The organism is Providencia sp. PROV_01, from assembly GCF_053098325.1.
Map to the genome: position 1 here is coordinate 2,836,758 of NZ_JBRFKD010000002.1, position 18,807 is coordinate 2,855,564.

Below are 18,807 nucleotides of genomic sequence, written 5' to 3' on the forward strand. Positions count from 1 at the left end.
TTAATAATTCAGTTATAAAGAGAATAAATTTGCGTAGATAATTAGAAATTGAAGGGAAAGAATCTATGCCTGCTGGCACCTTAACTACATAGATTGCAGAGATAAAAAAGCCCAATTTTATGAGATTTCCTCATTAAAATTGGGCTTTTAAGGTCATTGACCTTCTTATTAATTAGGCAATACTACGTTTCATAAAGTCACGAGGGCGGAACCCAAGCACGTATAAAGCAACGAAATAACTTCCCGCTCCAACAATTACGACGCCTATCAAACGTAGCATACGCATCAGCATATTACCTTCTTGCCAAGATGGCATGAAATGTAAGACACCAAATAGCACGGCTCCCATTACAATTAAGGCTATCAATAATTTAAATATAAACCCTTTCCAACCCGCTAAAGGCTGAAAAATATCTTGCTTGCGCAATTGCCAATAGAGAACCCCTGCATTAAAACAAGCTGCTAACCCAATGGATAAGGCTAAGCCTGCATGTTGCAATGGGCCAATAAAGGCTAAGTTCATCAATTGTGTTAATATTAAAGTGACAATCGCAATTTTTACTGGCGTACGAATATCTTGGCGTGAATAAAAGCCCGGTGCCAAAATTTTCACCAAAATCATCCCCGTTAAACCGACACAATAGGCAATTAAAGCATATTGCGTCATTAATGAGTCATGCGCGGTAAAATTACCGTATTGGAATAAAGACACCGTTAATGCTTCAGAGAGTATTGCCAACCCTAACGCACATGGCAAGGCTAATAACAAACAAAGGCGCAACCCCCAGTCCATCAATTGGCGATACTCATTTTGATTACCGCTCGTGAAGCTTTTCGCGAGAGAAGGCAATAAAATCGTTCCGAGAGCCACACCAAGTACTCCAGATGGCAATTCCATTAGCCTATCGGCGTAATACATCCATGACACTGAACCAGATTGCAAAAAAGAGGCGAATATCGTATTGATAATTAAAGAAATTTGAGCGACAGACACCCCAATAATGGCGGGTCCCATCATTTTCATTACACGCCAAACCCCGCTATCACGAAATGACAAGCGTGGTAACACTAACATGCCCACCTTTTTAAGATATGGGAGCTGATAGACTAGCTGTAAGACACCACCAACCAGCACCGCCCATGCCAATGACATAATGGGTGGATTAAAGTATGGGGCTGCGAAAGCGGCAAAAATGATCATACTGACATTGAGCAATGTCGGCGCGAATGCCGGAACCGAAAAACGGTTCCAAGTATTGAGAATTGCCCCAGCGAGGGAGACCAGTGAAATCAGAAAAATATAAGGGAATGTGACCCGTAAAAGGTCAGTAGTCAGCGCAAATTTATCAGCGTCATCGGTAAACCCAGGAGCGGTGACATAAATGATCCAAGGAGCGGCTATCATGCCAAGGATAGTCACAATCGCCAAAGCAAGGGTTAGCATCCCGGCAATATAAGCGACAAATGTACGAGTGGCTTCTTCTCCCTGTTGGTTTTTATATTCCGCCAGTATGGGAACAAACGCTTGTGAAAATGCCCCCTCGGCAAAAATTCGGCGTAAAAGATTCGGTAATTTAAATGCGACAAAAAAGGCGTCTGCAGCCGCTCCTGCACCAAAAACTCGAGCGATAATGGCGTCACGAATAAAGCCAAGCACACGAGACATCATGGTCATGGAGCTTACTGCCGCCAATGATTTTAATAAATTCATGATTGATAGACTAAAAGAATACAATCGCATCAGTTTAACAGTGTGCACTGCAACTGACTACGATTGAAAAGTAAATTAGGAATTTAGGCTTTATTCAGCGCCCAAGTGTTATCGGTCAGTGCCGTTAATACATGGTCACGCCACTCACCGTTGATTTGTAAGTATTGCTTTGCATAACCTTCCCGTTCAAAGCCAAGCTTAGTCAATAAATTACCACTACGCATATTATGAGGCATATAATTTGCCATAATTCGGTGCATTTTTTGGTGTTGCTGCATATAACGGATTGCTTGGGTTAACGCCTCATGCATTAGGCCTTGGCCTTGCCATTTTTGACCCAATGAATAACCTAGATAGCATGCATGAAATGAGCCACGTAATACATTACTAAAGTTCGCTACCCCCATGACTTCATTTTCTTCTTTGTCTAATAGTAAGAAATGGAAAGCGCTTCCTTCTCGATGCATTTCATTCATGACTTGTAACCGATTCTGCCAACCCGCAGGCTGGTAATGTGAGTTATCCCTGATGGGTTCCCACGGAATTAAAAAGTCTTTATTCAGGCTGTAATAATCAGCTAGTCGATAATTATCACGCTCATAAGTCAAACGAATAACCATTCTATCAGTGACAAGGCGCACTTTCGGTACATTTGAACGATAACCAAACATCGTTAACCCTTAATTAATAAAAAGCCAGATATTTTCTCTAGTTCCAAGCCAATAACTTAGAAAGTTAAAGTGTAGCTTACAATGCGCTGACGAAAAATATGTTCTGAAAATTAAAATACATCGTTAAGGCCAGCAAGCACAATCAACACCGTCATAGAGTGAAGTATGACCTCTACCAATTATCAATATTCTAAATAATTCGCGCTGTAACTAGGCGACCAGCGAGGATAGCTTGGGGAGCATACACTCGTATGTGACCCAACTAGCCGAACGCAGTCAACACCGTCACAGAGTGAAGTATGACCTCTATCAATTATCAATATTCTAAATAATTCGCGCTGTGACTAGGCGACCAGCGAGGATAGCTTGGGGAGCATACACTCGTATGTGACCCAACTAGCCGAACGCAGTCAACACCGTCACAGAGTGAAGTATGACGAATATTTATTGATAAAAATAAATCATCGATACCTCACGTTACTATGATAAAAAAATATCATCTATTGAACCCTATTATACTGATATTATTGATAACTGATTTTAAGAAACTTTCCCCCTTTGCTATTTTTCTAATGGTGTCTCTCATGGCGCAAGTGTCACGGGCAAGAAGCCTTGGCAAGTATTTCCTTTTGCTTGACAACATGTTGGTTGTCCTAGGCTTTTTTGTCGTTTTTCCGCTTATTTCTATTCGTTTTGTTGATCAACTGGGCTGGGCCGCCGTGGTGGTTGGTTTTGCCTTAGGGCTTCGTCAGTTTGTTCAACAAGGTTTAGGTATCTTTGGCGGTGCTATCGCTGACCGGTTTGGCGCGAAGCCCATGATTGTCATTGGAATGCTATTACGTGCCAGTGGTTTTGCAGTCATGGCGGTGGCCCATGACCCTTGGGTTTTATGGCTATCTTGCATACTTTCTGCTCTGGGTGGAACCTTGTTTGATCCCCCACGAACCGCATTAGTTATTAAATTAACTCGCCCATATGAACGTGGCCGTTTTTATTCTTTGCTGTTAATGCAGGACAGTGCTGGTGCAGTTATCGGTGCTTTGATTGGTAGTTGGCTACTACAGTATGACTTCCATTATGTCTGCTGGGTTGGCGCTGCTGTGTTTATTATTGCTGCTATCTGCAATGCTTGGTTATTACCTGCTTATCGAATCTCAACCGTCAGAACCCCCATTAAAGAAGGCATGGGACGCGTACTGAAAGATAAACGCTTTGTAACTTATGTGGTCACATTGGCAGGTTATTTTATGTTGTCAGTACAAGTAATGCTTATGTTTCCTATTGTTGTCAATGAATTAGCTGGCACACCCACTGCCGTCAAATGGATGTATGCGATTGAAGCAGCGATATCTTTAACATTGCTTTATCCCATTGCGCGTTGGAGCGAAAAACATTTTCGCCTTGAACAACGGCTCATGGCCGGGCTATTTTTAATGAGTCTCAGCATGTTTCCGATTGGCATGACAACCTCACTCAATACGCTATTCGCCCTTATTTGCCTATTTTATTTAGGTACGGTAACTGCAGACCCAGCGAGAGAAACATTAAGTGCATCTCTTGCTGACCCTCGAGCACGAGGCAGCTATATGGGTTTTAGTCGCTTAGGCCTTGCTTTAGGTGGAGCAGTCGGTTATACCGGTGGCGGCTGGATGTACGATATTGGTCACCAATGGAACCTGCCTCAACTTCCTTGGTTCTTATTAGGACTCATCGGTTTTATCACTTTATGGGCGCTGCATAAGCAATTTAACCGTAAAAAAATTGAAACAGTCATGTTGAGTGGGCAGTAATGCGCTAAACTAGCGGTATTACTGTAAAAGGAGTCTCTATGAAGAAGTTTTTAATCGCCGCTATGGTAGGCTTTCTCACTCTCTTATCGGGTTGTAATCAATTATCTGAGTTTAGTATTAGTGAGTCACAAATTAATAATTACCTTGCTAATAAAGTAAAATATGACCATAAGGTCGGTATTACGGGTTTTGCTGATGCGGATATTCAGCTCGCTAATTTAAAATCAGAAATTGGCCGCAGTGAACCAGGAAAAGTTGCTTTAACGGGGGATGCAACCGTTAAATTAGACTCGTTGATTGGTAAAGCAGAAGCGCAAATTAACCTGACACTCACTGCTCGCCCTTATTTTGATGCCAAAACAGGTTCAATTTACTTAAAAGAATTGAATATTAGCAGTTACAAAGTGATGCCAGAAAATATGGATACAGCGATGTCAGCGGTTATTCCTTACTTGAATAGTTCCCTTGAAACTTTCTTTGAAACCCAACCTGTTTATGTGTTAAATCCTGATAATGGCGCGGCTGAAGCAACCGCAAAAAAACTCGCTAAAGGGCTTGAAATCAAACCGGGTAAACTGGTCATTCCATTAGTTGATTAATTTTAACCATAAATAATTTCGATTGATAAAAGCATTAAAGGCAACAAGAAAATCTGTTGCCTTTTTTATTCAATCAAAATTATTAATCAATACCGCTAACTAAAACATCAGTAACATCACCACAAAAAAGTGACAACGTCACAATTATTCAGTTTCTGAGTCAAGTTCATCACGCAGAGCAATGACTGCATCACGCGTAATTTGGGCTAAAGTCCGGTAAAAGGTAGTGGTTGCATGCGCTTCAACTTTACCTAAAAAGCTGCCATACCAACTAAGGATATAGCTATCAAATAATTCTTCTTGAGCGGCAGTTTCATCTTCTGCCGCTTGGTCTTCTAACCAAGAAGCCGCGAGTAGCAATGCGCCAAAAGCGTCAGCAGACGCATTCGTCAGGGTCATTCCTCTAACGGTTAAAAATTCGCGAACTTCTGCTTCTGTAATTTCAGAATCGTAATCATTCGCTAACATTGAAACTGAAGGAGATTCCCCTGCAAATAGGGCTTGGTAATCCGCATTAACTGCATTGACGTCGAGGTCTTTTGCCATGCGTGACCACAACTCATCTTGTTCTAATGGCCATGATGCTTTTAATTTATCTTGAGCAATCATATCAATAAGCGGTTTTACGAGGCTATCAGAGGGACTACGTTGAAATAGTGTCCCTAAAATACGGCAGACGATTGAAAATTCGTTCATATATTATCCTATTTTACAGATTCAGTAGTCACACCTCGTGACTGAAGCAGTTACTTTCAGTATATCGAAAAAATAGGAAAGATATTAGGGGGAGATAATTACAAGTGGTCATAAAGACCACTTGCAACAAAGAAGTGACTAATAACCGCGTTGCATATCAACGACACCAACAGGCGCTTGCCCTGCTTCGATGCGTTGGATATTACTGACAATCATATCCATCGCCTCTTTCGGTTTTGTAAAGGCGGCAACATGGGGTGTGATAGCGATGCGGGGATGCGTCCAGAACGGGTGCATTTGCGACAACGGCTCACTCGCAAATACATCAAGTGCAGCACCTGTAACTTGTCCTGATTCAAGGGCTAAAAGCAAATCCTGTTCAATCAGATGGGCGCCACGTGCTAAGTTGATAACATATGCCCCTTGCTCTAACTGGCTAAATAGTTGCTGGTTTAAAATTCCCACCGTTTCTGGAGTACTTGGTAACAGATTAATAATTACACGAGTACCAGAAAGGAAATTAGCTAGTTGGTCATGGCCAAAATAACTTTTTACGTTATCAAGTTGTTTTTCAGAGCGACTCCATGTTCTTACATGAAAACCGAAACTTACTAAGCGCTTTGCAACTGCTTGTCCTAATGCCCCTGCGCCCATCACACCAATGACAAAATCTTCGTGTTGGTAGGCCGGTAACTGTTTCCATTGGCGCTGTGATTGTAATTGGCGATATTCATCCATACGACGAAAGTAACTTAACACTTTTGCACAAGCGTATTCTTCCATTTGAATCGCCATGCCCGTGTCTTCCAGACGCATTACGGGAACCCCTGCAGGCAGGGTCCCAGGTTTATCTTGTTCCTGTTTTAAAATAGCATCCACACCTGCGCCTAAAGCGAAAATTCCCTTTAAATCACTGCGACCAGCGAGACATTCATAAGGAGGTAACCAAACCATGGCGTAATCCGCACTTTGGTTATCCCCTTTTTCCCATTGGCGAATATTCACTTGTGGTAAGCGTGCTTTCATGCCGTCAATCCACTGTTTCGAATCAAAAAATGGATGGTAAAATAAAATATTCATGGCAACTCCTCTTTGGTTTCTAACAGAGTGTGCCGAATGGGATTTCTTTTCAAGTTAATCAAGCCGATACACTGTAAACAATCAGAATTTTGTTAACTAGCTAACGGTTTTTACTTCTGTTACTTGCCGTTTTAAATTAACATTAAAAGTATTATTTACCTTAGCCGATAACATTTGAGATTAGATAATAATCAAATTGTTTTTTATTTAGCTAAACAGCAACAAAAGTCGGAAAAAGGATAAATAGGGAGTTGACGTAAGACGCTATTTTCCCTATAGTAGCGCCCCGTTGCAGAGCAGGTTTTTATTCCCTACTCCACAACAGATTTAGAAAAACGGTGAGGTGTCCGAGAGGCTGAAGGAGCACGCCTGGAAAGTGTGTATACGGCAACGTATCGAGGGTTCGAATCCCTCCCTCACCGCCATTTTTCTTCTAGTTTTTACCTTCTTCTTCTTGATATACCATCCCTTTATTTTGTTTCTCTTTCGGTTCTATACCTATTCCTTGCGCATGGTATTCACGGCTAATATCTTCCCAAAGTTCTGCATTTTCTATTCCAGCCACTTTCGGGTCAAACACTGGATCAACACCTAATTTTTCCTGCCGTTCAAAGTCACGAAGTGCCCGTAGCGCCGGTTTTGATAAGAAGACAATGGCGATAAGATTAAGATAACTCATACTACCGAACCCAATATCGCCAAGGCTCCACATTAAACTGACAGACTGAACACTTCCCATAAAAACAATAATCAAAAATACAAACTTTAGTATCAGTTTTAGAATGGGGTAACGTAATTTTCTATCAAGGTAAACAATTGTGGTTTCTGCAATATAGTAATAGGCCATCAATGTTGTGAATGCGAATAAAAATACGGCGATTGAGACGAATCCCGACCCTGCGGAAGTAAAGACTGTTGATACCGCCATTTGTGTCCATGCGGTTCCCGCAGCAACCCCTGGAACGTACTCAACTAAGGCCGTTGCCGAACCGTCTGGAAAAACGTTATACATATTCGTGACAAGGATCATTAGACCTGATGCTGTACACACAACAACAGTATCAATGTAAATTGAAAATGCTTGAATTAACCCTTGTTTTACAGGATGGCTTACCTCGGCTGCCGCAGAGCTAAATGTAGCTTCACCCGCCCCTGCTACGTTGGAAAAAACCGCACGGCGTACACCCCATGAAACAGCCGTACCAACAATACCGCCGAATACGGCATCCATTCCCATCGCGCTGCGGAAAATTAAACTGAACATTCCCGGCACTTGTTCGTAATGGCTACCTAAGATGATCACCATCATGACGATATACGCTAACGCCATAATTGGCACGATTTTATCCGCAGCACTCGCAATACGTTTTACACCGCCAAAGATTAGCCATGCCATCAGCACTGTCACAATGCCGCCTGTCGCAATTGGGGGTAAGTTGAATGAAGTTTGAAAGGAGTCAGCTATGGTATTGGCTTGAATACCCGGAACTAGTACACCATAAGATAGGCAAATAACAGCAGCTACCATAATGGCAAATGGCTTCAATTTTAACCCTTTCTCGATATAGTAAGGCGAACCGCCACGGTATTGACCATCAGAGCGCTGCTTGTATATTTGAGCGAGTGTTGATTCGATAAACGCACTTGCTCCGCCTAATAACCCCATGACAACCATCCAGAAAATCGCCCCAGGACCACCCGCGGCAATGGCCGTCGCTACACCGGCGATATTACCCACCCCAACTCGCCCTGATAATGCTAAACAGAATGCTTGGAAGGAGGAAATTCCTTCTTTTGACGCTTTATTTTCCTTTAACAAACAGACCATTTTAATAAGATAGCGAAACTGCACACCACGAGTTGCTAATGTAAAATAGAGCCCAACACCTAGCGATAATACTACTAATGCATTACCCCAGATGTAACCAACGATTGTATTAACGATGGCTTCCATTTTGTACTCCTTCGTTATTGTAATTGTTTATTTGTATTTGCAGGGTAAAAAAAAACCTGAGTCCACTAGGGGCTCAGGCCAACGTTTTACTGATGGATAAACCAGATAACCTTCGTTTGAGTATATTGTTCAAATGCCTCTAACCCGTTGTCTTTACCGCCAAAACCTGATTGACGAAAACCACCAAACGGCGTTGTAATATTGCCCTCACTAAAGCCATTGACTGAAACAGTACCCGCATTAATACGCTGTGCAATTTGCATGGCTCGGTGAATATTTTGGCTATAAAATGAAGCCGCTAAGCCATATTGAGTGTCATTAGCTAAAGCAACCGCTTCATCATCAGTTTTAAACGATGTGACGGCTAAAATAGGGCCAAAAACTTCATGCTTAAATAGCGACATTTCAGGCGTGACTTCATCAAAAATTGTCGGTTCGATATACCATCCCGCCCCCAATTCATGATGAATTTTTCCACCCGCAACTAATTTTCCTCCCTCTTTTAACGTGATATCTAAAAAGGATTTTACTTTCTCAAAATGAGCCTGTTCGACCATTGGCCCAATTGAAATATCTGCTTGCCTTGGGTCTCCGACTTTCCATTCTTTAACGGCGACGGCAAGCTTCTCTAATAGTATTTTTTTGATGCTTTCGTGCACAATTAAGCGAGAACCACAGCTGCAGTTTTCACTCATATTCCAGAAAGCCGCCGCCATAATATGTGGAATTGCGGCTTCAATATTCGCATCTTCAAACACCACTTGCGGGCTTTTACCGCCACATTCGAGTACAATTTCTTTTAAGTTACTTTCGGCGGAATATTTTAAAAATAAGCGTCCCACATCTGTTGAACCGGTAAATGACACCATATCAACATCATGATGGCGGCCAAGCGCTTCCCCGACTTTTTCACCTAATCCACAAACTAGACTTAATGCACCTTTAGGAATACCCGCCTCATAGGCCAGTTCCACCATACGATGCGCGCTTAATGAGGTTAGTTCGGCAGGTTTCACAATCACCGAATTGCCTACAGCAAGAGCTGGAGCTACTTTCCACGCAAACATTTGAGCAGGGAAATTCCACGGTAATACCGCCCCCACCACACCAATAGGCTCATGCACTATTAACCCCAACTCTTGATGACTGGTTGGTGCAATTTTGCCAAACAGTTTATCAATCGCTTCGGCATACCAATAAAAGGTGTCAATCGTTGCGGGCAAATCGGTATTTAAGCATTCGGTGATAGGCTTACCTGCATCAATACAGTCTAGCGCCGCAAGTTCTTCACTGTGTTTTTCAATCAGATTAGCCCATTTAAGCATGATAGCTTTACGTTCTTGCGGCGATAACCCGCGCCATTCACCTTGATTAAACGTGTCACGCGCCACCTGTACCGCGGCATTAATATCGCTCTCATCACCATCTGCAATAAAACCAATAATGCTGTTGTCGATTGGGGTCCGGTTTTCTAGTCTATTTTGCTGTTCTGGGTGCCCTGCAATTAAATTGCCCGCCCACAGTTTTCCTTGTTTTGCGCGTTCAAATACCTGCTGCTGGGTAAGAGTCATATTCCCCCCTAGCGCTTAATTAATTTAATAAAATCATCGCGTTCTTGAGACGCTAGATTTGACAGAGGCAAACGAACCGGGCCGACATTGAATGTGCCATTCAAGCAACCCGCCTTGGCTTTTTGGTTATAATCACCTGATTCCATTGAGTAAATCGCAGGGTAAATTTCATTCATAATCTGCTTGGCTTGTTGCCAGTCACCCGCTTGCGCGGCATTAAAAATAGCAACTTGCTCTGCTGGGTATACATTACCAGCTCCCGCAATCCAACTTTTGGAACCCCAAAAGAAGAAATCCACTGGTTGGTCATCACAACCACAAATGACCTCAAAATTTTTGAATGGTGTTTGTAATAAGTGCAGTGCTCGGCTAAAGTTTCCACTGCTTTCTTTGATAGCGACAATATTGTCAATTTCGGCTAGCTTAATAACCGTTTCAATGTCAATTTCAATACCAATCCGAGCTGGAAAATTGTACATAATTATGGGTAATGGTGTTGATTTTGCGACTTTTTCATAGTGGGCAAATACACCTTGCTGGTCCGGCAAACTATATGGCGGTGGAGACAGCATTAACCCTTCATAACCGAGTTCTTGAGCTTGTTTCGCACGTGCAATAGCCCCCTCAGTTGATAAATCATTAATACCCGCAATTAATGTCACTCGCCCTTTGGCAATTTTGCAAACGGTTGACAGCACGGTCTTACGTTCATCTTCGTTTAATGCGTAATACTCCCCAGTTGTCCCACAAACCACTAAACCCGTCACACCCCGCTCAATAAGTTTTTCAGTTAATTCAGCAAGCGCACTGACATTTAATGTTAAATCATCATGAAATGGGGTCACTAATGGAACAAGAATGCCATGGAAATTCATTTTGAATTCTCCTCAAAATTAAAGAAATCGTTCAATGGAAAAAGGGGTACAGTCGATACTTGTCGGCTGATGATGGATAAAACTATTCACAATATCTGCGGTGATCGCCGCTTGGGTTAGCCCCAAGTGTTGGTGACCGAATGCAAAAATATAGGGGCCTTTATGGTCTAAAATTGGTAATGAATCAGACGTAGATGGGCGAAACCCCATCCATGATGTAGATTGTTGGCTATTTAATGTTTCCTTTAGCATAGGTTGTGCTAACGGGAGAAAATGTTGAGCTCGCTGCATATTCGCAGGACGTTTTAACCCTGCGTATTCTACGGTTCCTGCGAGGCGTAGCCCTTGAGACATTGGCGTCATTATAAAACGCCTATCCATACTTGATACTGGTATCGATAATCGACCTAATTCATGGGGCAACATCAAATGATAACCACGCTCAGTTTCAAGTGGCACTTTGATACGACTCACCATTTTGACTAGCGATTTAGAGAATGCGCCCCCTGCAATCACTATTTTTTGTCCTGTAAACTGCCCTTGAGTGGTTGTCAATATCGCTTGTTGATTCGACGTTGATGTGATTTCTGTTACTTCACAGTGGGTTAATATCTGCCCACCCGCAGCGATAAAAGCTTCTGTCAGTTTTTGGTGTAATGCACATAAATTCACAACATGGCCTGTATCGGGATAAAAAATGCCACCGATTTGGCTTTCAGATAAAGCAGGTTCGCGCGTTAATAGCGTATCTTGATCAATCAATTGATTAGCCATACCAATACGTTGCAGGTACTCACTGTGCTGGCTTAGCTTATCGAGCGTCTCTTTTTTTTCTGCCACCAATAGTGAACCCTTCATTTTGACAAGCTCATTTAATTGCCATTTCTGAATAAATGCTTGCCATGAATCGAAAGCGGCACTATTTAGTGTCATCAATGTGTGATGAATATGGGTAAAAGGCTTATGGCGCATGTTACCCAATAATTTTATTAACCAAGGTGTTAGCGGTAATAAATAGCGCCAATCCAGACGCAAAGGGCCTAGTGGATCAAATAACATTTTCGGAATTGATTTTAAAACGCTCGGATCCGCAATCGGAAAAACTTGTTCTGTCGCAATATGCCCTGCGTTACCAAATGAAGCACCTTGGCCAATTTCATGTTTATCAAGCAACAGCACTTGTGACCCATTAGCTTGCACTGTCAGTGCAATACTCAGACCAATAATGCCGCCACCCACTACAATCACTGGATATTTGCGTTCCATTTCATTCCCCTATGCCACTGAAATTCCAAAACGAAATGGATCTTGTTCATCTATCAATAAGGTATTTTTCCCACTGATATAGGCATGCCCGCGAATAGTCGGAATAATGCCGTTTTCATCAGCCTGTTGAAAACTGGCCTGAAATTGGCTGCCAATCACACTGGCTTGATGCCAGATTTCACCTGCCGCCAGCTTTTTATCCGCGGCTAAACAGGCAAGTTTGGCACTTGTTCCTGTTCCACAAGGGGAGCGGTCATAAGCGCCGCCTGGGCATAAAACAAAACTTTGGCTATTGGCTTCGGGGTGTGTACCGAATAATTCGATATGGTCAATTTCTTGGCCATCTTTACCGTAAATACCTTGATCGGATAAGGCTTGTTTAATCTTTAAACTGACTTCTGTCAGTAATTTAATGTTTTCGTAATCAATAGCGACTGGTGACTTATCAACAAGAAAGAACCAATTTCCGCCCCAAGCAATATCCCCGGCAATGGTACCGAGTTCTGGAACATTAACTTGTACCGCTTTGCGATAACGATATGAATAAACATTCTGAATACTCACACTGCCATCTTGATGTAAATGAGCCGTAACATCCCCTACCGGGGTTTCGATAAGATGTTTACCGAAAGTGATATGACCGAGAAAATGCAATGAAGCCACTAAACCGATAGTGCCATGGCCACACATTCCCAAGTAACTTTGATTGTTAAAAAAAATCACACCGGCTGCTGCTGCTGGGTTTTGTGGTTTACACAATAGTGCCCCCACTAAAATATCATTACCTCGTGGCTCTAAAATGGTGGTTTTACGCCATACATCATGTTGATGGCGTAATATCTCCAGTCTTGATGCGATGCTTTGCTGCCCTAAATCAGGGAATCCGTCGATAACGAGCCGAGTTGGCTCACCTGCAGTATGGGAATCGATAACTTCAATTTTGGTATATTGATATTGCATTGGTTAGCATCCTATCTATTATCGTTGTTAATAGAATGCTTGATTTTTGTTAACAACTCTTGATATCTTTCTAACAAACTTATGCGCTTTTCTGCACAATCTAAAAATATTTAACAGAACTAGTAAAATTAATTTAATATTTCGGAGCGCAGCATGATCAATCTAAATAAATTGTTATTGATTAGTCAGGAGAACATGCTGTTTCCTGTTGATAATATTGATGTTCTATTAAATCATTTAGGCTTAGTGATGCCCCTCATTAATACCTTGCCGAATGTGACTTTCTTTGTGAAAGACCATAATGCAAAGTATGTTTTGGCCAATGATAATTTAGCCACCCGTTGTAAAATCGATAGCGTTAATCATCTGGTTGGTAAATGTGCTGAGGATATTTTTCATTCGGAACTAGGCCAAAGCTATAGTTCTCAAGATTATTTAGTGATGGAGAAAAAAATTAGCGTCATTAATAAACTTGAACTTCACCTGTATAAAGCGGGTTTGTTGGGATGGTGTTTAACAACTAAGGTTCCTATTTTTAATACACGTAACCAAGTTATTGGAGTTGCAGGTATTTCAGTGGATTTACAAGATGTTAAATCGGTCAGCCCTAAGCTAAACAACCAACTTAGCCGTGTTGAACGCTATATTAGTGAGCATTTCGATACCGCAATAAAAATGACAACTCTTGCTGACATATCTGGCCTCTCGCTTTCTCAATTAAACCGCCAGTTTAAAGCTATTTTTTTGATAACCCCTCAACAATATATTCAAAAAATGCGCCTTGAACATGCGATTGAACTGCTCGAAGATGATTTTTCAATTACTGAAATTTCCAGTAAGTGTGCTTATGCTGATCACAGCGCTTTCTGCCGAAAATTCAAAGAAATGACCACCATGACACCTAGCCAATTTAAACGAATGCGTTCAAAAATCGATAAACAAAGGATATTGGCCTGACTGAGTATCATATTGGTTAACCCGTTTTTCCTTAATACCGATAAATTCATTCTCTTTAGATTTTATGAAGTGCTTTTTGGCCGTTTATTCAAATAATTACCGCAGTATCTTCGATATAATTACTAAATAACTTCCCTTGGTTATTTCCTAACTTAAGATAGCTCTTATTGCAGACATCCATCAATCGGGTATTGATATATCCCAATGCTGCATCTAAGTGCGGTGACGAGAAAGGAATACTCAATGACCATTTACGATCTGAAACCTAAATTTCAAGATCTTCTTCGTCCAATTGTTCGTAAGCTATTTAGTGCGGGTGTGACGGCTAATCAAGTCACTTTGGCAGCTTTACTTTTGTCTGTGATCTGCGGAATGCTATTACTGTTCATTCCAAACCCACACCTGTTTATTTTATTACCTTTCGTACTGTTTATTCGTATGGCACTCAATGCGATTGATGGCATGTTAGCAAGGGAGCACAACCAAAAAAGCCACCTTGGTGCAATCCTGAATGAGCTTGGTGATGTTATTTCAGATATCGCACTATACCTACCATTTGCGGTTATTTTCCCTCAAGTATTTTGGCTTATTTTATTCATTCTATTTCTTACGCTACTTACTGAATTTATTGGTGTTATCACTCAAGCAATTGGTGCGTCTCGTCGCTATGACGGCCCTATTGGTAAAAGTGATCGAGCCTTTATTTTCGGTGCGTTAGGGCTGCTTGTCAGTATTTTCCCGCAAATTATATTTTCTAGTTGGATAAGTTATCTGTTTATCCTTTTAACTTTGTTGCTGTTTTATACTTGCTATAACCGTATTCGTCGTGCACTTTGTGAATTATCTACATCGGCGAATAATAATTAAGGAAGAATTATGAACGCTCAGACAGATTATCTGACGCAACGTCCCGTTATTGAGTCCCAATTTACCACCAGTGACCATACTTCTCTTTTTTATCGACATTGGCCAACAGAGACTTCGACCAACAAAGCGATTATTTTATTTCATCGTGGCCATGAACATTCTGGCCGTGTCGCCCATTTAGTCGATGAACTCAATTTACCTGACTATGCGATGTTTGCATGGGATGCCCGTGGTCATGGTAAAAATGATGGCCCGCGAGGTTATAGCCCTTCACTAAGCACATCTGTCAATGATGTCGATGAATTCGTACGTCACATTTCCTCCCAATATAATATTCCCTTAGAAAATATCATTGTTATCGGACAAAGTGTTGGTGCCGTCCTTGTCTCCGCTTGGGTTCATGATTACGCCCCCAAAATTCGTGGGATGGTACTCGCCTCTCCTGCATTTAAGGTTAAATTGTATGTCCCATTTGCCCGGACAGGGCTTGCTTTAATGCAAAAGGCTCGCGGTTTGTTCTATGTGAATTCCTATGTCAAAGCTAAATTTCTGACTCATGATGAACAACGAATTGATTCGTTTAATCGCGATCCATTGATCACTCGCCCTATTGCCGTCAATATTTTACTTGAATTATATAAAACAGCTGAACGTGTAGTGGCTGATGCAGGTGCAATTACCTTACCAACTCAATTATTTATTTCAGGTAGTGACCACGTTGTCCACCATCGACCTCAACATCAGTTTTTTGAAAGATTAAATACCCCAATAAAAGAAAAACATATATTACCCGGTTTTTACCACGACACATTAGGTGAAAAAGAACGCCATATCCCAATTGAAAAAATTCGTGATTTTATTGGGAAATTATTCGCCTTACCGCGCTACCAACATAATTATCAATATGAAGATATCTGGAGTGTCAGTGCTGAAAAATATCGTTCGCTCATGACTCCTTTGCCTAAATGGTGCCCTAAAAATCTTGCTTATAAAATTATGAGCAAATCAATGAGTACACTAGGTAAAGCTTCTGAAGGTATTTGCATTGGTTATGACAAAGGGTTTGATTCAGGTTCAACTCTCGATTACGTATACCGCGACAAAGCCCAAGGTAAAGGCTTATTTGGCCGTGTGATTGATAGGCAGTATCTCAACAGCATAGGCTGGCAAGGAATACGCCAACGCAAAGTGAATATTGAAAATATTATTCGGCAAGCGATACGTGACCTCACGGAGACAGGTATCCCGGTTCGAATTATGGATATTGCCGCAGGCCAAGGTCGTTATATCTTTGATGCAATTAATGATTATAGCAAAGTTGAGTCTGTCCTATTAAGAGACTATAGCCCTATCAATGTTGAGCAAGGACAATTACATATTAAGGAACGTTATCTTGAAGATAAAATTCAATTTACTGAAGGCAATGCTTTTGACGCCGATGATTTAGCCGCGGTTTCACCCTCTCCAACAATTGGCATTGTCAGTGGTTTGTATGAACTGTTCCCCAGTAATGAAATGATAAACGCTTCATTAAATGGACTTTCTCGAGCTATCCCTCCTGGCGGGCTATTAATTTATACTTGCCAGCCATGGCACCCTCAAGTTGAAATGATTGCTCGGGTACTACCAAGCCACCAAGGTGGCCAAGCATGGGTTATGCGTTGTCGTAGCCAAGGCGAAATGGATACATTAGTTGAAGACGCGGGCTTTGAAAAACTAAACCAATTAATTGATAACTGGGGAATATTCAGCGTATCCATAGCTAGACGACGTTAGTCTATTTATCTCGCATTGTGATTGATGCCACATTGTTGGCATCAATCACTAACTTCAACTTTAGGTGATAGCCATTGTTTATTGCCCGCAAAGCACCTATGCTGCTTAGCGTTATTTGTTTCCCTAATCATTTACTGATATCACCGCCAGTTCGTTGCCATTTAAAGGAATAGGATAAAGGATGATAACCGCAACTCGCAAACCTCAACAGGCTGTATCTCGACGCCAAATAATACGCTCTGGTTTGCTATGGCTAGTTTTTCTAGCACCTTTTTTCTTCCTAACTTATGGCCAAGTCAATACGTATACCGCAACGTTAGGCCAGGTTCCTTCTATCGTTTTTTCTTGGGAAACCCATATTCCATTTCTCCCTTGGTCTATCATTCCCTATTGGAGCATTGACCTTTTTTATGGGTTATCTTTATTTATTTGCACAACCCGTAAAGAACAATCGATCCATGGCTTACGGCTCATCACGGCTTCGATTGTCGCTTGTATTGGTTTTTTACTATTTCCACTTAAGTTTAGTTTCCCTCGACCAAGCACTGATGGCCTATTTGGCTGGATGTTTGACAGTCTAGAATTATTTGATCTTCCCTTTAACCAAGCCCCTTCATTACATATTATTTTATTGTGGATCTTATGGTTACGTTTTCGAGCGCATACACCAACAAAATGGCGCTGGTTGCTTCATAGTTGGTCGATACTCATTCTCCTGTCCGTATTGACGACTTGGCAGCACCACTTTATTGATGTCGTCACCGGCTTTGCCGTTGGCATATTAATTAGTTATTTACTTCCTATACAAACTCACTGGCAATGGCATTACACTGGCTCACCTCGCAGTTTTAAAATGAGCAAAAACTATGGCATAGGCTCTCTTGCTTGCTTTATTCTTGCGTTTATCTTCCAAGGATTCGCTTGGTTACTATTATGGCCCGCTGTCGCCCTCTTTTTTATTACCCTTGGCTATTTAGGCGCTGGTGCTAGCGTTTTCCAAAAAACACCTGAAGGGAATATTTCCCCTTCTGCCGCTATTTTGTTACTACCATACCGGCTGATTGCTTGGGGAACCTATCATTACTTCGCTAAACACTGCGCACAACCCAGTATTGTTAATAAACACATTGTTTTGGGAGGGCGCCCACTTTACGCTTTGCAAACTCAAGCTGTGTTAGATATGACTTGCGAATGGCCTCGCAATTCTTACAGCAAAGAGCTGAAATATTGTAGCCAACCGCAAATTGATTTGTTACCACTAAGCGCGGAAGATATCGAAAAGTCAGTCCATACTATGGATACACTGGTAAAACATGGGGCGGTATACATTCATTGCAAATTAGGTTATTCACGAAGTGCAACTGTTGCTGTTGCATGGTTGGTACATCATGGCGATGCAAAAAACATAGAAGAAGCCGTAGCATTAGTTGAACATGCTCGCCCACAAGTAATTTTAAATGCAGCAACGATACAACAACTGAATAATTGGTATGCCGATTACCATATAAGTCGAGTGAATAATGAATACATTGATGAATAAACAACAAGGTGACGTTATCACTATTTTAACGCATAGTTGGCGTTATTTTGCTACTGGGTCTGTATTGGCATTATTTTGTCAATTTGCTTTGTATTTCTATTCTAATTACCCTAAATATATTTTATTCACCAATATAATTATATTTATAGTTTGCCAGTATTATATATATCGCCTGTGGCTAGATAACCATTTTTTTAAAATTATCTACACACATAATGAAACAGAACATTTTGATAATGCATTAAATTTTTTATTTCCGAACAAAATCAAACACCGCACGATGCAGCAAAGGTGGTTTGGGACTAAACGTCTTTTCACCCATGCACTTGGGTTAGTACTACTGCAATGGATAGGGTTATTGGTCGCAATAATAACTAGTTAATTAATTAAGCATTAACCAGTACTATTATTTATATTTACAGTTCAAAAAATAAGATTGCTATTGCATATATGTATACCTAAAACTAAAAAGTAGCCATATAAAATGTATTCTA

Annotated in this window: 16 protein-coding genes and 1 tRNA gene; 8 read left to right on the plus strand and 9 right to left on the minus strand. The window is 41.3% G+C overall.

Features of this window, described 5'->3' with window-relative positions; translation table 11 throughout:
* Positions 1-172: 172 nt before the first annotated feature.
* Both murJ and rimJ read right to left on the minus strand, forming a co-directional pair.
* Positions 173-1,711 (minus strand): murein biosynthesis integral membrane protein MurJ, encoded by a 1,539-nt coding sequence (gene murJ / locus ACU696_RS13775; protein WP_004910657.1) that lies wholly within the window; start codon positions 1,709-1,711, stop codon positions 173-175.
* An 83-nt stretch (positions 1,712-1,794) separates the two neighbouring features.
* Positions 1,795-2,382, minus strand: a complete 588-nt coding sequence (gene rimJ, locus ACU696_RS13780; RefSeq protein WP_109911314.1) for a ribosomal protein S5-alanine N-acetyltransferase — start codon at positions 2,380-2,382, stop codon at positions 1,795-1,797.
* A gap of 584 nt (positions 2,383-2,966) precedes the next feature.
* Here rimJ and mdtH point away from each other — a divergent pair.
* Positions 2,967-4,172 (plus strand): multidrug efflux MFS transporter MdtH, encoded by a 1,206-nt coding sequence (mdtH, locus tag ACU696_RS13785; RefSeq protein ID WP_004910648.1) that lies wholly within the window; start codon positions 2,967-2,969, stop codon positions 4,170-4,172.
* Positions 4,173-4,210: 38 nt separating this feature from the next.
* The gene (locus tag ACU696_RS13790; RefSeq protein ID WP_004910646.1) at positions 4,211-4,771 is read left to right on the plus strand and encodes a lipoprotein; all 561 of its coding nucleotides are present in this window, start codon (positions 4,211-4,213) and stop codon (positions 4,769-4,771) included.
* 144 nt (positions 4,772-4,915) lie between these two features.
* On the opposite strand, the gene ACU696_RS13795 is transcribed toward ACU696_RS13790, so the two are convergent.
* Positions 4,916-5,467 carry a TorD/DmsD family molecular chaperone gene (locus ACU696_RS13795; protein ID WP_004910645.1) on the minus strand — a complete coding sequence of 184 codons (552 nt, stop codon included), beginning with the start codon at positions 5,465-5,467 and terminating at the stop codon, positions 4,916-4,918.
* Between the two features lie 138 nt (positions 5,468-5,605).
* Positions 5,606-6,547 carry a glyoxylate/hydroxypyruvate reductase GhrA gene (gene ghrA / locus ACU696_RS13800; protein ID WP_004910644.1) on the minus strand — a complete coding sequence of 314 codons (942 nt, stop codon included), beginning with the start codon at positions 6,545-6,547 and terminating at the stop codon, positions 5,606-5,608.
* 337 nt (positions 6,548-6,884) lie between these two features.
* On the opposite strand from ghrA, the gene ACU696_RS13805 reads away from it, so the two are divergent.
* Positions 6,885-6,972, plus strand: a tRNA-Ser gene (locus tag ACU696_RS13805).
* An 8-nt stretch (positions 6,973-6,980) separates the two neighbouring features.
* On the opposite strand, the gene ACU696_RS13810 is transcribed toward ACU696_RS13805, so the two are convergent.
* From ACU696_RS13810 to ACU696_RS13830, 5 genes are all read right to left on the minus strand, one after another.
* The gene (locus ACU696_RS13810) at positions 6,981-8,501 is read right to left on the minus strand and encodes an alanine/glycine:cation symporter family protein (RefSeq protein WP_109911311.1); all 1,521 of its coding nucleotides are present in this window, start codon (positions 8,499-8,501) and stop codon (positions 6,981-6,983) included.
* 86 nt (positions 8,502-8,587) lie between these two features.
* A complete protein-coding gene (locus ACU696_RS13815; protein ID WP_110731902.1) occupies positions 8,588-10,072 on the minus strand; it encodes an aldehyde dehydrogenase in 1,485 nt (494 codons plus the stop codon).
* An 8-nt stretch (positions 10,073-10,080) separates the two neighbouring features.
* Positions 10,081-10,947 (minus strand): 4-hydroxy-tetrahydrodipicolinate synthase, encoded by an 867-nt coding sequence (dapA, locus tag ACU696_RS13820; RefSeq protein ID WP_123382005.1) that lies wholly within the window; start codon positions 10,945-10,947, stop codon positions 10,081-10,083.
* Between the two features lie 18 nt (positions 10,948-10,965).
* On the minus strand, positions 10,966-12,213 hold the full coding sequence (locus ACU696_RS13825; protein ID WP_196723371.1) for an NAD(P)/FAD-dependent oxidoreductase: 1,248 nt from the start codon (positions 12,211-12,213) through the stop codon (positions 10,966-10,968).
* Positions 12,214-12,222: 9 nt separating this feature from the next.
* Positions 12,223-13,173 carry a 4-hydroxyproline epimerase gene (locus tag ACU696_RS13830; protein ID WP_196719530.1) on the minus strand — a complete coding sequence of 317 codons (951 nt, stop codon included), beginning with the start codon at positions 13,171-13,173 and terminating at the stop codon, positions 12,223-12,225.
* 153 nt (positions 13,174-13,326) lie between these two features.
* Here ACU696_RS13830 and ACU696_RS13835 point away from each other — a divergent pair, with 153 nt between their 5' ends.
* From ACU696_RS13835 to ACU696_RS13855, 5 genes are all read left to right on the plus strand, one after another.
* The gene (locus tag ACU696_RS13835; protein WP_042851586.1) at positions 13,327-14,130 is read left to right on the plus strand and encodes a helix-turn-helix domain-containing protein; all 804 of its coding nucleotides are present in this window, start codon (positions 13,327-13,329) and stop codon (positions 14,128-14,130) included.
* Positions 14,131-14,373: 243 nt separating this feature from the next.
* On the plus strand, positions 14,374-14,997 hold the full coding sequence (locus tag ACU696_RS13840; RefSeq protein ID WP_110731898.1) for a CDP-alcohol phosphatidyltransferase family protein: 624 nt from the start codon (positions 14,374-14,376) through the stop codon (positions 14,995-14,997).
* Between the two features lie 9 nt (positions 14,998-15,006).
* A complete protein-coding gene (locus ACU696_RS13845; protein ID WP_198634925.1) occupies positions 15,007-16,773 on the plus strand; it encodes a bifunctional alpha/beta hydrolase/class I SAM-dependent methyltransferase in 1,767 nt (588 codons plus the stop codon).
* 181 nt (positions 16,774-16,954) lie between these two features.
* Positions 16,955-18,313, plus strand: coding sequence for a phosphatase PAP2/dual specificity phosphatase family protein (locus ACU696_RS13850; RefSeq protein WP_117161960.1), 1,359 nt, complete (start codon positions 16,955-16,957; stop codon positions 18,311-18,313).
* On the plus strand, positions 18,306-18,695 hold the full coding sequence (locus ACU696_RS13855) for a hypothetical protein (protein WP_226537840.1): 390 nt from the start codon (positions 18,306-18,308) through the stop codon (positions 18,693-18,695). Before ACU696_RS13850 ends, ACU696_RS13855 begins: the two co-directional genes overlap by 8 nt.
* Positions 18,696-18,807: the final 112 nt, after the last annotated feature.

Bases quoted from the DNA above. Each gene is read 5' to 3' on its own strand.
- ACU696_RS13835 (WP_042851586.1), top strand. From the start codon at position 13,327: ATGATCAATCTAAATAAATTGTTATTGATTAGTCAGGAGAACATGCTG.
- ACU696_RS13855 (WP_226537840.1), top strand. From the start codon at position 18,306: ATGAATAAACAACAAGGTGACGTTATCACTATTTTAACGCATAGTTGG.
- ACU696_RS13795 (WP_004910645.1), bottom strand. From the start codon at position 5,467: ATGAACGAATTTTCAATCGTCTGCCGTATTTTAGGGACACTATTTCAA.
- ACU696_RS13850 (WP_117161960.1), top strand. From the start codon at position 16,955: ATGATAACCGCAACTCGCAAACCTCAACAGGCTGTATCTCGACGCCAA.
- mdtH (WP_004910648.1), top strand. From the start codon at position 2,967: ATGGCGCAAGTGTCACGGGCAAGAAGCCTTGGCAAGTATTTCCTTTTG.
- ACU696_RS13845 (WP_198634925.1), top strand. From the start codon at position 15,007: ATGAACGCTCAGACAGATTATCTGACGCAACGTCCCGTTATTGAGTCC.
- ACU696_RS13790 (WP_004910646.1), top strand. From the start codon at position 4,211: ATGAAGAAGTTTTTAATCGCCGCTATGGTAGGCTTTCTCACTCTCTTA.
- ACU696_RS13810 (WP_109911311.1), bottom strand. From the start codon at position 8,501: ATGGAAGCCATCGTTAATACAATCGTTGGTTACATCTGGGGTAATGCA.
- ghrA (WP_004910644.1), bottom strand. From the start codon at position 6,547: ATGAATATTTTATTTTACCATCCATTTTTTGATTCGAAACAGTGGATT.
- dapA (WP_123382005.1), bottom strand. From the start codon at position 10,947: ATGAATTTCCATGGCATTCTTGTTCCATTAGTGACCCCATTTCATGAT.
- ACU696_RS13815 (WP_110731902.1), bottom strand. From the start codon at position 10,072: ATGACTCTTACCCAGCAGCAGGTATTTGAACGCGCAAAACAAGGAAAA.
- murJ (WP_004910657.1), bottom strand. From the start codon at position 1,711: ATGAATTTATTAAAATCATTGGCGGCAGTAAGCTCCATGACCATGATG.
- ACU696_RS13840 (WP_110731898.1), top strand. From the start codon at position 14,374: ATGACCATTTACGATCTGAAACCTAAATTTCAAGATCTTCTTCGTCCA.
- ACU696_RS13825 (WP_196723371.1), bottom strand. From the start codon at position 12,213: ATGGAACGCAAATATCCAGTGATTGTAGTGGGTGGCGGCATTATTGGT.
- rimJ (WP_109911314.1), bottom strand. From the start codon at position 2,382: ATGTTTGGTTATCGTTCAAATGTACCGAAAGTGCGCCTTGTCACTGAT.
- ACU696_RS13830 (WP_196719530.1), bottom strand. From the start codon at position 13,173: ATGCAATATCAATATACCAAAATTGAAGTTATCGATTCCCATACTGCA.